This is a genomic window from Rhodopseudomonas palustris (assembly GCF_003226555.1).
GTDB lineage: Bacteria > Pseudomonadota > Alphaproteobacteria > Rhizobiales > Xanthobacteraceae > Rhodopseudomonas > Rhodopseudomonas palustris_I.
Genome location: NZ_QKQS01000023.1, coordinates 251851 through 266199 on the forward strand (window position 1 = coordinate 251851; position 14349 = coordinate 266199).

Below are 14349 nucleotides of genomic sequence, written 5' to 3' on the forward strand. Positions count from 1 at the left end.
TCAGACGCGGAATAGACCGCGACGGGCGAACAGCGGCGCCGAACGCGAGGCCGCACTCGGATCGGTGTGCAGCAGTTCGATGCGCTTGACCTTGTCGATCGACCCCATGATCAGCGGCGAGCGCTGATGGATCGTCTTGGCGGTGAGATCGAGCACCCGCTCGCGCCCGGTCGAGGCGGCGCCGCCGGCCTGCTCCATCACGAACGACATCGGATGCGTTTCGTACAGCAGCCGCAGCCGGCCGTTGCCGTAGCCCGCGCGGTTGTCGCCCGGATACAGGAACACGCCGCCGCGGGTGAGGATGCGATAGACCTCGGCCACCAGCGAACCGATCCAGCGCATGTTGAAGTCCTTGGCGCGCGGACCGTCGGAGCCGGCGATGCACTCGTCGACGAAGTCGCGGATCGGCTGCTCCCAATGGCGATGGTTGGAGGCGTTGATGGCGTATTCGGCGGTGTCGGCCGGCACGGTGACGCGCTCGCGGATCAGCCGGTACGTTCTGGCCTTGCGATCCAGCGTGAAGATGTCGACGCCGTCGCCGAGCGTCAGCACCAGCGAGGTCTGCGGCCCGTACACCACGAAACCGGCGGCGATCTGGCAGGAGCCAGGGGCGGTGAACGGCTTCACGCCCGGCTGGTTCGGGATGATTGAGAAGATCGTCCCGACCGTCATATTGGTGTCGATGTTGGACGAGCCGTCGAGCGGATCGTAGGCGATCGAGATCGGCGCGTTCGGATCGCCGTCGAGCAGCGTGTCGGATTCTTCGGACGCCAGCGCCGCGTAGGGCACGTCCTTCAACGCCGCGACGATGATCTCATCGGCCTTGACGTCGAGATCCTTCTGCACGTCGCCATCGGCATTGCTGCCGCCATGCGCCGCGCCGGTGATGCCGGCCAGAGCCCCCTGCCCGATCAGTTCAGAGATTTCGATCGACCCCGCGGCGATCGCGGCGACCGCGGCGGCGACCGCTTTCTGCTGCGGCGCGACCGCATATGAATCCAAAACAGCTGAAAGCGTTTGGCCCTGACCCATGATGACTCCCCCACAACGTAGCGCGGCCAACTGGCTCCGCGAGCTCCGTTGCGCGGAGCTTGTGAGCCGATCGATCACATAAGAGAAATTGCATTTTCCTTGGTACCACCAAAGGAATTTTTATATGGAGCGCCACCGCCCTGTATTTGTGTACCGGAAAATGGCGGCGCGGCGCGAATTCTGCACAATTAGTCGAAGGCCGCTGTGATTTAGATCAGACCCGAAGCGGAAGTTCGGCCCGATTTGGCCGCCAAACGGCGTTGGAGGCTGAGCTCTCATACTTTAGCAGTCTGCGGCTCGCACGACCTGCGTCCGTTTGACCATGCGGCGTCCCCCACCAGCGCTGCGCCGCCACCTCGCTTGACGCTCCGGGGGAATTTTTGGGACATAAGAAAAATGAACCAAAACAGCTGGTTGACCGAGCGGTGCAGGCTGCGACCGGAAACACAGGGGGAGACGAGATGGGCGAAGCGGTGATGGTCGGCGCGGAGGCGTTCGCGTTCGACGGTGGCAAGACCGGCGTGCTGCTGGTGCATGGATTCACCGGCAGCCCGCAGAGCATGCGCTATCTCGGCGAACGACTCGGCGAGCGTGGCTATTCGATCCTCGGCCCACGGCTGCCGGGGCACGGCGTGTCTCCGGCCGCGATGGCCAAGACCACCGCCAACGACTGGGTCGATTGCGCCGAAGACGCGCTGCTGGAGCTCTCGGCCAAATGCGACAAGACCTTCGTGGCTGGGCTGTCGATGGGCGGCACGCTGTCGCTGTATTTGGCCGCCTCGCATCCCGAGAAGGTCGCCGGCGTGATTCCGATCAACGCCGCCGTGCAGATCGATTCGCCCGACCTCGCCGGGCTAGCCTACGCCCGCGGCCTGCCGGAATTCGTCCCCGGGATCGGCTCGGACATGGTCGACACCACCACCAAGGAGCTGGCCTACGACCAGGTGCCGGTGACCTGCGTCAAGCAGGTGATGGGCCTGGCCGCCACCGCCCGCGCGCTGCTGCCGAAGATCAAGTGCCCGACCCTGGTGATCAATTCGCGGGTCGACCATGTGCTGTCGCCGGCCAATGCGACCGTGATCGCCAATCACGTCGGCTCCAGCCGGATCGAAACGCTGTGGCTGGACAATTCCTACCACGTCGCGACGATCGACAACGACAAGGACCTGATCGCCGCCGCGATTGACAGTTTCGTGCAGCGGAGTTTGTGACGCGCAGCGGCCGCAGCGCTGGTCGCACTTGAGATCACACCGGCGCTGCAGCCCCCTCATTGCCCGCAAAGTCTCAGCGGAGCCGCGACGACGGCCGGGACGCGAGATGCTGAAAGAGGCTTCGCGCAAGTGGCGTCAGCTCCGGCTCGCTGCGGACGCAGACCGACAGCCGGCGCGTCGCCCAATCGTCCTGAAGCCGGGCGATGGCAATGCCGGCCGATCGCTTCGAACGCCGCGCCGCCGCTTCCGGCACGATGCCGATTCCGACGCCTTCGCCCGCGAGCCGGCAGATGCCGTCGAAGCTGCGAAGCGCGACCCGGAGCTTGATCTTGGCCCCGAGCCGCGCCGCCTGCATCTCGAGATGCTGCTGCAGCGCGCCGCCGGTCAGGCCCACGAAATGATGGTCGAGCAGGTCGGAAAACCGCAGCTGCGGCTTTCCCGCAAGAGCGTGGCCCGGCGCCAGCACGGCCACCAGCCGGTCGACGGCGAACGGGCGCAGCGTCAGGCCGCCGGTCGCGGCAGCGCCGGACAGGATGCCGATTTCGGCGAAGCCGGCAGACACGCTCCTGGCGATCTCGAAACTCTGCCGTTCCTTGAGATCCACATCGACCCGCGGGTGCTGCGCCATCCAGGTCGCCAGCCGCTCGGGCAGATGCTCCGTCATGGCCGCCGTGTTCGCCAGGATGCGGACACTCGCACGCATTCCCTTGGCATAGCGGCCGAGCTCGCCCCGCATGTCGGCGATCTGGTGCAGGATCGTGCGGGCGTGATGCGCGAGCGCCTCGCCCGCCTCGGTCGGCACGACGCCGCGCCGGCCGCGATGCAGCAGCAGAACTTCGCCGACCGCCTCCATGTCGCGCAGCCTTTCGCTGGCGGCCGGCAGCGAAAGACCGGCTTCGGCCGCACCGCGGGTGATGCTGCCGGCTTCGATGACGGCGAGGAATAGGCCGAGATCGGTGAGATCGAAGCGCATGCCCCGAGACTAGCCGATGATCAACCTTCGGCATAGCCGAAGGCATGCATCGGCCCATCCGCATTGCCAGAAGCCTCGCGAAGCGGTGGTGATGCGCCATGTCCGATGTTTCGATCTCGCTGCTGGTCGCAGTCTTCGCCACCTTTTTTGTCGCCGGCCTGGTCAAGGGCGTCACCGGCATGGGGTTGCCGACTGTGGCGATGGGCGTGCTCGGCGCATTGATCTCGCCGGTCTCGGCCGCCAGCCTGCTGCTGGTGCCGTCCTTCGTCACCAATGTCTGGCAGCTGCTGGCCGGCCCGAGCCTGGGTGCAGCGCTGCGCCGGCTGTGGCCGATGATGGTGGCGGTCGTCGTCGGCACGCTGCTGGGATCGACATGGATCGCTAGCGGCGACACGCGGGTGACCACCGCGATGCTCGGCATCGCCCTGATCGTCTACGCGAGCACAACGCTGCTGGCCCGTCCGATCGGCGTTCCGCACCGCGCCGAGCCGTGGCTGTCGCCGCTGATCGGCGGACTAACAGGTGTCGTGACGGGCGCAACCGGCGTGTTCGTGATTCCGGCGGTCCCCTATATTCAGTCGCTCGGGCTCGCCAAGGACGATCTGGTGCAGGCACTCGGCCTGTCGTTCACCGTCTCGACGATCGCGCTCGCCATTGGGCTCGGCGCGCACGGCGCGTTTCACATCGATCATCTCACCCTATCGGCCCTCGCCACCATCCCCGCGCTCAGCGGCATGTGGGCAGGCCAGCTCGTCCGCAGCCGGATCAGTCCTACTACCTTTCGCCGCGGTTTCCTGATCTGCCTCTTGCTGCTGGGGTGTGAGATGATGATGAAATCACTGCTGTGAGCGGGGTCTGAGAAGCGGTGGATCGAGCTTCTCAACAATCTCGACAAACAACGGACTTCCGCACCGCCTGGCGAGGCTTGTGTGCCACTCCTGCGCACCACTTCTGCCGCCTGGTTTCAAAGGCAATCGACATTGGAGGCCTCAGCAACCAGCTTCAGCCGCAGGCTGATCCAAATTCACTCAATGATCGAATCTAGAACCGCCCCTCAGAGAATAGTCTTTAACAAATTCAGGAAAATTCCATGATCATCGCGTCGACCGCGAGCGTCGCTCCGGCCGAGGCGTGGATCTTCTTGACGGTGCCGTCGCGTTCGGCGCGCAGCACGTTCTGCATCTTCATCGCCTCGACCACCGCGAGCGTCTCGCCGGCCTTGACCTCCTGGCCTTCGGTGACCGCGATCGACACGATCAGCCCCGGCATCGGGCACAGCACCTTCTTGCCGGTGTCGGCCTTGTCGACTTCCTTCATCCAGCGCGCGGCAGCCGCTTCGCGCTCGGTGAAGACGTTGACCGACACCTCGTAGCCGTGATGCGCCAGCTTGAAGCCGTTCGGGATCGAGCGGACCTGCACCGCCACCGGACGGCCGTCGATGGTGCCTTCCCAGACCGGATCGCCCGGCATCCAGGACGACAGCAATTGATGCGGCTGACCGAGCGAACCGTCGGGGTTGGCGAAACGGACGACGAACGCCTCGCCCTCGCGGATCACGTCGAGCGGCACTTCGCTGCGCTCCAGCCAGACGCAGCGGCGGCGCTCGCGGATCACCGCGCGGCCGATCATCTGACCCGAGATCTTGCGCTTGCGTTCGCCGATCACCCGGTCGATCGCCGCGCCGACCGCAGCGATGCGGCGGGCGACTTCGCCCTCCGGCACCCGCGGGTGGAAACCTTGCGGAAACTCTTCGGCGATGAAGCCGGTCGACAGATTGCCCTCGCGCCAGCGCGGATGCGTCATCAGCGCCGACAGGAACGGAATGTTGTGGCGAATGCCATCGACGTAGAAGGCGTCGAGCGCGTGGGCCTGTGCCTCGATCGCCGCGGCGCGCGACGGCCCGTGCGTCACCAGCTTGGCGATCATCGGGTCGTAGAACATCGAGATCTCGCCGCCCTCCTGCACGCCGGTGTCGTTGCGCACCGTGATGCCCGAGGCCGCGCTCTCGGCCGGCGGACGGTACTTCACCAGGCGGCCGATCGACGGCAGGAAGTTGCGGAACGGATCTTCCGCATAGACGCGGCTTTCGACCGCCCAGCCCTTCAGCGTGACGTCCTTCTGCGCCAGCGCCAGCTTCTCGCCGGCCGCCACACGGATCATCTGCTCGACCAAGTCGATGCCGGTGACCATTTCGGTGACCGGGTGTTCGACCTGCAGGCGGGTGTTCATTTCGAGGAAGTAGAAGCTCTTGTCCTGGCCGGCCACGAACTCGACGGTGCCGGCGCTGTCATAGTTCACGGCCTTGGCCAGCGCGACCGCCTGCTCGCCCATCTTGCGGCGAGTGACCTCGTCGAGCAGCGGCGACGGCGCTTCTTCGATCACCTTCTGATTGCGGCGCTGGATCGAGCACTCACGCTCGCCGAGATAGATGACGTTGCCGTGCTTGTCGCCGAGCACCTGGATTTCGATGTGGCGCGGGTCGACGATGAACTTCTCGATGAAGACCCGGTCGTCACCGAACGAAGCCTTGGCCTCGGCCTTGGCGAGGTTGAAGCCTTCGGCGACCTCGGCGGTCGAATGCGCGATGCGCATGCCCTTGCCGCCACCGCCGGCGGAGGCCTTGATCATCACCGGATAGCCGATCTCGTCGGCGATCTTCACCGCATGCTTGTCGTCCTCGATCACCCCGAGGAAGCCCGGCACGGTCGAGACCTTGGCCTGGGCGGCGGCCTTCTTCGACTCGATTTTGTCGCCCATCGCGGCGATCGCGCCGGGGTTCGGACCGATGAACACGATGCCGGCCTCGGCCAGCGCCTTGGCGAACGCCTCACGCTCGGACAGGAAGCCGTAGCCCGGGTGCACCGCCTCTGCGCCGGTCTTCTTGCAGGCCTCGACGATCTTCTCGATCACCAGATAGCTCTCCGCCGCTGCCGGCGGTCCAATCAGCACCGCCTCGTCGGCCATTTCGACGTGCAGCGCGTCGCGGTCCGCCTCCGAATAGACGGCGACCGTCTCGATACCCATGCGACGCGCGGTCTTGATGACCCGGCAGGCGATCTCGCCGCGGTTGGCGATCAGAATTCGTTTGAACACAGCTCTTCCTACAGCGGCATGTTGTCGTGCTTCTTGGCCGGGATTTCCATCTTCTTGTCGCGCAGCATCGCCAGCGCACGGGCGATGCGGCGGCGGGTGGCGTGCGGCATGATCACGTCGTCGATATAGCCGCGCTCGGCGGCGATGAACGGCGACAGGAAGCGGTCCTCGTACTCCTTGGTCCGCGCCGCGATCTTGTCCGGATCGTTCATGTCCTGGCGGAAGATGATCTCCACCGCGCCCTTGGCGCCCATCACGGCGATCTGCGCCGACGGCCAGGCGTAGTTGATGTCGGCGCCGATTTCCTTCGACGCCATCACGTCGAACGCGCCGCCATAGGCCTTGCGGGTGATCACGGTGACCAGCGGCACGGTGCACTGCGAGAACGCGAACAGCAGCTTGGCGCCGTGCTTGATCAGGCCGCCATATTCCTGCGCGGTGCCCGGCAGGAAGCCAGGCACGTCGACGAAGGTGACGATCGGAATGTTGAAGCTGTCGCAGAACCGCACGAACCGCGCCGCTTTCCGCGAAGCGTCAGAGTCGAGCACGCCCGCCAGCACCATCGGCTGGTTGGCGACGAAGCCCACGGTGCGGCCGGCGATGCGGCCGAAACCGGTGATGATGTTCTTGGCGAAAGTGTCCTGCAATTCGAAGAAATCGCCCTCGTCCACGACTTTGAGGATCAATTCCTTCATGTCGTAGGGCTTGTTCGGATTGTCGGGGATCAGGGTATCGAGCGAAAAGTCCTCACGCTCGATATCGTCGAAGCTCGGCCATTCCGGCACGCCGTCGCCCGAATTCGACGGCAGGAAGTCGAGCAGCCGGCGCATCTGCAGCAGGGTCTCGACGTCGTTCTCGAACGCACCGTCGGCGATCGACGATTTGGTAGCGTGCACCGAGGCGCCGCCGAGTTCTTCCGGCGTGACCACTTCGTTGGTCACCGTCTTCACCACGTCGGGGCCGGTGACGAACATGTAGCTGGTGTTCTTCACCATGAAGATGAAGTCGGTCATCGCCGGCGCGTAGACGTCGCCGCCGGCGCACGGGCCCATGATGACGCTGATCTGCGGGATGACGCCGGAGGCCTGCACCACGCGGCGGAACACGTAGGAATAGCCGGCGAGCGCCGCGACACCCTCCTGGATGCGGGCGCCGCCGGCGTCGTATAGGCCGATGATCGGGGCCCGCGCCTTCAGCGCCATGTCCTGGATCTTGGTGATCTTCGCCGCGTGGGTCTCGGACAGCGAGCCGCCGAACACGGTGAAGTCCTTGGCGAACACGAACACCTTGCGGCCGTTGACCGTGCCCCAGCCGGTGACGACGCCGTCGCCGGGGATCTTGGTCTTCTCCATCCCGAATTCGGTCGAGCGGTGCTGGACGAACATGTCCATCTCCTCGAACGAATGCTTGTCGAGCAGCAGGTCGATCCGTTCGCGCGCGGTGAGCCGGCCGCGGGCGTGCTGCGCGTTGATGCGCTTCTCGCCGCCGCCGAGCTTGGCACCGGCGCGGCGGTCGTCGAGGGCTTCAATCGTCGAGATCACGAACGTCTCCGAGATGGTCGTACCGCTCCAGCACGGCGCGCGTTCCTGCGATAGCCTGTTAAGTTCGCCATTGATAAGGCTGGAGAGGCATGGGCGCGGCGATCGACCCGCCAAAAGCGAATCGATCCCACATCGGCGGACAGCCGCAGCCCTGCTGCTACTTCGCCTTTTCGTTACCAGCTGCTTGCGCGATCGGCAGGAAGCCGTTGGTGACGAATTCCTCGATCGGCGGCGCCTTGGTGATCAGCCCGAGATCGACGAACGTCTCGATATAAGCGTTCAGGCTCGCCACATCGATTTCCGACGGGACACCGCTCATATCGAACGATCGGCCCAGCACCTCGAGCTCCTTCAGACCGATCCGATGCGCCTCAGCCTCGGCCCCCTTGGGCTTGGCGGAGGGGTTGACTTGCCAATAGGCGTCAAGCGCTTTGGTGGGCTGATCGTGAATGGCCGCCAGCGACTTCTGGATCGCGCGGGTGAAATGGGCGAGCGCATTCGGCATCTTCTGGATGGTGTCCCAGGTGGTGAAATAGCCGCCGTCACCGACCTTGCTCAGGCTCGGGGGCCGCCAGTAAGTGAGCTTGGTGTCCGGGGCGGCGGTCTCGATCTGCGCGTAGGCCGCGTCCCACAGCGACAACGCGTCGACCTGCCCATCCTTGAGCGCGCTGATCGCGCGCTGCCCGGTGCCGACCGGCAGGAATTTGAGGCTGGCGGGATCAATGCCGGCGTCCTTCGCCACGATCTTGGCGATGATCAGGCCTGTGCTGCCCATGCTGGCGACGCCGATCGTCTTCCCCGCGAGGCTCGCCGGTGAATCGATCTTGCCGCCCTCCGGCACGGCCACCGAGTAGATCAGCCTGCGATAAATTTGATAGAATAGAACGCCGTGGAGTCCCTTCTCGTAGCTGTGGATCAGCGCCTCGGGCGTACCGCTCATCACCTGCGCCTGGCCTGTATTGATCGCCTGGATGGTGACAGAATCACCCTGTGAATAGTTGATCTCGACGTTGAGGCCCTCTTGCTCGAAGAAGCCCATCTTCTGGCCGACATACAACGGCAGATATCCAATGTTCGGCACTGGGCTCGCGCCTTGAACCACTAGGTTCTTCTGCTCGGGCGCCTTGATGTCGGCGGGCGCTGGAATCGCGCTGGCCGCCTCCGGCGCGGCGATCGCCCCATGGCTATAGCCGCCGAAGCCGAGGCAGGCGATCAACAACATTGTCCGCGTATGCGAGGCCTTGTACCGCTTCATCTGCATGAATCCCTTTCGGCTGTCGGAGCCTGTCGGAGACGATCGCTTCGTCAACGCTTGGCGACCTTGGTGTCAGCGCTTTGCGACCAGAACGTAAACTTCCTGCCCACGGCATTGATGAGGAAATGCAGCGCCGACCCCATCACCGCCAGGAAGAACAGAACCGAGAACAGTCCCGGCGTGTCGACGCTCGTCTGGCGAATGATCACCAGACTGCCGAGACCGTTCGGCGAACCGAGAAACTCGGCAACGACCGCGCCGATCACGGCGAACACCGCGGCGATATCCAGCCCGGCGAAGATGTAGGGCATCGCGTTCGGAATGCGCACCCTAACCATGCGCGTCCACCAATTGGCGCGGAGCGCGCGCATCAGGATGAGCTGCCGTTCGTCGCCGGCCTTGAGCCCGGCGATCACGTTGACGACGACGGGGAAGAACGCCACCAGCGCGGTGATCAGGAACTTCGACGTGTGTCCGTATCCGAACCAGACCAGGATGAGCGGAGCCATCGCGATCTTCGGCATCGCCTGAAACGCCACCACGAAGGGGTATACGGAGCGTTCGACCAGCGGATGCACGATGAGGAGAGGCCCGATCAGAACGCCCATCACCGCCGCGATGAGAAAACCGACCACCACGACGTAGAGCGTCTGCAGGAGCTGGCCGGTCCAGAATTGCGGATCGATCAGATCGCGCCAGATTGCCTGCGCGGTCGCCGCGGGCGTCGGAATGAGGTAAGCGGGCAGCAGGCTCATGGTCGTGATCGCCTGCCAGACGAGCACGCACAGGACGAACAGCCCCAAGGAAAGCACTGCGGTGACGGCGAGATCCAGCAGCCGCTCACGGCGATCGAACGAACCGGAGTTAATGGACATGGCGCCCGAGCTCCCGATGGATCTTCCGAACAATGCTGTCGAATTCAGGCGACTCGATCATCTCCGGCCCACGCTCGGCCGGCAGATCGATGTCGATGATGGCGCGAATCTGGCTGGGCCGGGCGCTCATCACGACGACCCGGTCCGAGAGGAACACGGCCTCCGCAATGGAGTGCGTGACGAACAGCACCGACTTGCGCGCCACGGTGCGAATCCTCTGCAATTCGATGTTGAGGGCTTCCCGCGTGATTGCGTCGACCGCGCCGAACGGCTCGTCCATCAGCAGCAACTCCGGATCGTGAATCAGCGAACGCGCGATCGCGGCTCGCTGCTGCATGCCGCCCGAGAGCTCGCGCGGATAGGCGTCACCGAAATTGCCGAGCCCGACCAGCTCCAGCAATTCAGCGGAGCGCGAGCGGTAAACGCTCTTGGGAATGCGCAACACCTGCGCCGGCATCTCGACATTCTGCCGGATGGTCAGCCACGGAAACAGCACGGCGTCCTGAAACACCATGCCGAACTCCTCGGCGCGGATCGGCCGGTCCTCACCACGTACAAGCACCTGCCCGGTCGTCGGCTTCAGCAGTCCGCTGGCGACATGCAACAGAGTCGACTTGCCGCACCCCGACGGTCCGATCAGCGAAACGAACTCCTGCTGCGCGAGCTCGAGATTGACTTCACCTATCGCCAGCACCTTGCCGCCGCGACGGGTCGCATAAGTCTTCGAGACACCGTGCACCGAGATCAGCGGCATGCTGTCGGGCAAGGCCTCGGCTATCGCGTGATCGGCGGCGGCACTCATCTTGCCGCTCCCGTCAGCGGCTGCTCGCGTCCATCCCCAGTCGCCTGCGCGATCACCGCGTCGTCGCCCGAGGCGGAGAAGCTGTTGGTCGTCGAATCGGCGGGACGAGGATTGACGCAGGAACGTCCTGCAAGCTTGCGCATCGTGAGCTACTCCGTCGAGCGTTCGAACGACTATCGGCGGCCGGGCACCCCCCCGGTACATCGGGCTCCGAGCGCATGGCTCCGTAACCGCAGGCGTTTCCACCAATATTCGTTAATACGCACGATATTTTGACAATTACTCGTATGCAAGCATAAAACTCGTTCGCGAGTGCAAAACTTGCAGGCAAGTAGATGGCGAACAGCCGTGCCGCGGCTTCGAACGGCGCGGCTTCTGTCGCGACCGTCAAGGCGTGCATGACGGCGTTTCATCGCAAGACGGGGCTCACGAACGATCGACGATCTACCGGTCCGGAAGTTCGCCGCCCCCGCCCGGCAAAGCAAGTCGGGCTTGAGGACAGCCGTTGAATGAAAATCGTTGAACTGACGGATTCAGCGGCCTCTGGCGACCGGGAGGATGTCGGTGCAGGCCCCCTCGTACACCTCGGCGGCCATGCCGATGGTCTCGCCGAGGGTCGGGTGCGGGTGGATGGTCTTTCCGATGTCGATCGCGTCGGCCCCCATTTCGATCGCAAGGCAAACCTCCGCGATCATATCGCCGGCATGCGGTCCGACGATCACCCCCCCGACGATCCGGTTCGCTTCGGCATCGAAGAACAGCTTCGTCATGCCGTAGGACGCTCCCGATGCGATCGCCCGGCCGGACGCGGCCCACGGGAATTTCGCCGAACGAATCTTTCCCCCGGATTCAAGGACATCTCGCTCGGACTTGCCGACCCAAGCGATCTCGGGATCGGTGTAAGCAACATTGGGGACAATCTTCGCATCAAAAGCCGTCGGCTTCCCGGCGGCGACTTCCGCGGCGACGTGTCCCTCGTGAACCGCCTTGTGGGCCAACATCGGACCGCCGACGATATCGCCGATGGCGAAGATATTGGGCGCAGTCGTCCTCATCTGCTCGTCGACCGTGATGAAGCCCTTCGGAACGACCGCGACATCGATGTTTTCGAGACCAAGCTCACCGGTGTTGGGAACGCGGCCAGCGGATTGCAGCACGAGATCGTAGGATCCTGTGCGCGGCGACGCGCCAGAGATGCCGACCAAAATGCCGTTAGGCGTGACCTCGGCAGTCGATACGCTGCTTGCGAGATCTATATGCTCGAAGCGATGCGCGTTGCGCGATCTCCAGATCTTGACGGCATCGGCATCCACACCGGCGAGCATATTCGGCAGCCTTTCGACGACGTCGATCTTGGCGCCGAGCGCGCTGTACACGGTCGCCATCTCCAGGCCGATGATGCCCGCTCCGATCACGAGCATTCGTTTGGGGATGCTTCGCATCGCGAGCGCGCCGGTCGACGTCACGATCCGTTCATCGTCCGGGAGCATCGGCAACCTGACAGCACTCGAGCCTGTGGCGATGATGCATTGGCCGAACGCGATCCGCCGGGGCCGCGTGCCCTCAGTTGCAACCTCGATCTGATTGGCGGAGACGAATGCCGCGGTGCCGCGAATGATTGCGACGCGCCGCGCCGCCGCCATCCGGCTCAGCCCGTCGGTGAGCTTTTTGACCGTGCCGTTCTTGAAGTCGCGCAACGCCTGCAGATCGATGTCCGGCGCGGCAAAGCGAATGCCCGCGTCGGCGATCCGCTCTGCTTCCTCCTTGACGGCCGCAACATGCAGCAGGGCCTTGGATGGGATACACCCGACGTTCAGGCAGACTCCACCCAATGTGTCGTAGCGCTCGACGATCGCCGTGTTTAGTCCGAGATCCGCGGCCCGATACGCCGCAGAGTATCCGCCGGGCCCGCCGCCGATCACGACGAGGTCGTAGCGCATGTGATCGGCGGCTCCGTCGCGGCCGGTATCAGCCCCGTTTTTCTCGACCGTCTCAGCCTGAGGGCGCATCTCCTCGGTCGCTGACGCCGCCGCCTTGCCGATGATGGCGCCTTGAGACACCTTGTCCCCAACGCGCATAGCGACACTCGCAATCACTCCGGCGATTGGCGATGGAATTTCCAACGTCGCCTTGTCGGATTCCACCGTGATCAAGGCCTGCTCACGCGCGACGACGTCGCCAGCTTTGACGTGGACTTCGACAACCTCGACGTCCCGGAAATCTCCAATGTCAGGGACCCTGATCTCGTCTGTCTGCTGCATCTGCATCCTCACAATGCGAAACGCCGCAAATCGGTCAGCACCGACGCGACGAGGCCCAGGAACCGGGCTGCGGCGACGCCGTCGACCACGCGGTGATCCCACGACAGACTGAGCGGAAGGACGAGTCGCGGTTCAAATTCGCGCCCGTTCCAGACCGCCTCGGTGGCGGCACGCCCGGCGCCGAGGATCGCCACCTCCGGCGCATTGATGATCGGCGTAAATCCCTGACCGCCGACACCTCCCAGAGAGGACACCGAAAAACAGCCGCCCTGCATGTCGCCGGACGCGAGCTGACCCGCGATCGCTTTATCGGCGAGCGACCGCATTTCCGCGGCGATCTGACGAAGCCCCTTCTGGTCGCAGTCTCGGATCACGGGCACGACCAGACCTTTCGGCGTATCGACCGCGAAGCCGATGTGAACGTAGCGCTTGAGGATCAGCTCATCGCCCTCGAGCGACGAATTGAATCGGGGATGTTGCTGCAGCGCCAATGCGGCGGCCTTGATCAGCAGCGACACCATGGTGAGCTTCGCAGCGCCCTTCGCCGCCTCGGCATTGGCGAGCTGACGAAACGCCTCGGCCTCGGTCACATCAGCTCTGTCGAAATTCGTCACATGCGGAATGACGCTCCAGCTTCGCGAGAGGTTTGCGCCGGTCAGGTTCTGGATACGCGTCAGCGGCAAGCGCTCGACCGCGCCGTACTTCTCGAAATCCGCCTTGGGCCAATCGGCCGGAGTGCGGGCCGCCGGCCCCGTCGCCGGTCCCGATCGCACCAGTCCGTTGACGAAGGCCGCTACGTCCTCACGCAGAATCCGGCCCTTGGGGCCGGTGGGCCTGACGGAGTCCAGCGTGACACCGAGCTCGCGCGCCAACGCCCGGACCGATGGCGACGCATGTGCAGCGCCGGCGGGCTGTGGCTGCTCTGCAGGTGCTCGGGAGTCGACGGCTAGAACGGCCGGCGCTGGCTGCTGTGACGGCGCAGCGGCGTTCTGCAGGGCCACTCGCTCCGGCTCTGGCGCTTCCGCAGCCGGCGCCGCGTCGGTTTTGCCCCGACCTTCGATAATCATCAGAACCGAGCCTTGAGAAACGCGCGTTCCGACCTCGATCAACAATTGGGCTACTGTGCCTGCGGCCGGCGACGGCACCTCCATCGTCGCCTTGTCGGACTCGATGGACAGCAACGGCGTGTCGATCGCCACCTCATCGCCGACGGAGACGTTGACTTCGACGACTGGAACATCCTTGTAGTCGCCGATATCGGGCAGAACCACTTCCATTGATTGAGACATGCTCGCTCCCACCATCT

General features: G+C 64.5%; 11 protein-coding genes. 2 read left to right on the forward strand and 9 right to left on the reverse strand.

Annotated features, from left to right (window positions below; translation table 11 throughout):
* Positions 1-1032 carry a class 1 fructose-bisphosphatase gene (locus DNX69_RS13775; RefSeq protein ID WP_110786541.1) on the reverse strand — a complete coding sequence of 344 codons (1032 nt, stop codon included), beginning with the start codon at positions 1030-1032 and terminating at the stop codon, positions 1-3.
* Positions 1033-1493: 461 nt separating this feature from the next.
* Here DNX69_RS13775 and DNX69_RS13780 point away from each other — a divergent pair, with 461 nt between their 5' ends.
* Positions 1494-2243, forward strand: a complete 750-nt coding sequence (locus tag DNX69_RS13780) for an alpha/beta hydrolase (RefSeq protein ID WP_110786542.1) — start codon at positions 1494-1496, stop codon at positions 2241-2243.
* 73 nt (positions 2244-2316) lie between these two features.
* Here DNX69_RS13780 and DNX69_RS13785 read toward each other — a convergent pair whose 3' ends face one another.
* A complete protein-coding gene (locus DNX69_RS13785) occupies positions 2317-3216 on the reverse strand; it encodes a LysR substrate-binding domain-containing protein (RefSeq protein ID WP_110786543.1) in 900 nt (299 codons plus the stop codon).
* A gap of 98 nt (positions 3217-3314) precedes the next feature.
* On the opposite strand from DNX69_RS13785, the gene DNX69_RS13790 reads away from it, so the two are divergent.
* Positions 3315-4064 (forward strand): sulfite exporter TauE/SafE family protein, encoded by a 750-nt coding sequence (locus DNX69_RS13790; RefSeq protein ID WP_110786544.1) that lies wholly within the window; start codon positions 3315-3317, stop codon positions 4062-4064.
* Positions 4065-4293: 229 nt separating this feature from the next.
* Here the strand turns inward: DNX69_RS13790 and DNX69_RS13795 are convergent, their stop codons facing one another.
* The 7 genes from DNX69_RS13795 to DNX69_RS13825 all read right to left on the reverse strand — a co-directional run bounded on the left by DNX69_RS13795 (position 4294) and on the right by DNX69_RS13825 (position 14332).
* Positions 4294-6309, reverse strand: a complete 2016-nt coding sequence (locus DNX69_RS13795) for an acetyl-CoA carboxylase biotin carboxylase subunit (protein WP_110786545.1) — start codon at positions 6307-6309, stop codon at positions 4294-4296.
* 8 nt (positions 6310-6317) lie between these two features.
* Positions 6318-7847 (reverse strand): acyl-CoA carboxylase subunit beta, encoded by a 1530-nt coding sequence (locus tag DNX69_RS13800; RefSeq protein ID WP_425327311.1) that lies wholly within the window; start codon positions 7845-7847, stop codon positions 6318-6320.
* 160 nt (positions 7848-8007) lie between these two features.
* Positions 8008-9105, reverse strand: a complete 1098-nt coding sequence (locus DNX69_RS13805) for an ABC transporter substrate-binding protein (RefSeq protein WP_165825261.1) — start codon at positions 9103-9105, stop codon at positions 8008-8010.
* Between the two features lie 50 nt (positions 9106-9155).
* Positions 9156-9980 (reverse strand): ABC transporter permease, encoded by an 825-nt coding sequence (locus DNX69_RS13810; RefSeq protein ID WP_110786548.1) that lies wholly within the window; start codon positions 9978-9980, stop codon positions 9156-9158.
* Entirely contained in the window at positions 9970-11028 is a 1059-nt protein-coding gene (locus DNX69_RS13815) for an ABC transporter ATP-binding protein (protein ID WP_234826972.1), read from the reverse strand. Before DNX69_RS13815 ends, DNX69_RS13810 begins: the two co-directional genes overlap by 11 nt.
* A gap of 287 nt (positions 11029-11315) precedes the next feature.
* Positions 11316-13043 (reverse strand): dihydrolipoyl dehydrogenase, encoded by a 1728-nt coding sequence (gene lpdA / locus DNX69_RS13820; protein WP_110787619.1) that lies wholly within the window; start codon positions 13041-13043, stop codon positions 11316-11318.
* 8 nt (positions 13044-13051) lie between these two features.
* Positions 13052-14332 carry a 2-oxo acid dehydrogenase subunit E2 gene (locus DNX69_RS13825; RefSeq protein ID WP_110787620.1) on the reverse strand — a complete coding sequence of 427 codons (1281 nt, stop codon included), beginning with the start codon at positions 14330-14332 and terminating at the stop codon, positions 13052-13054.
* Positions 14333-14349: the final 17 nt, after the last annotated feature.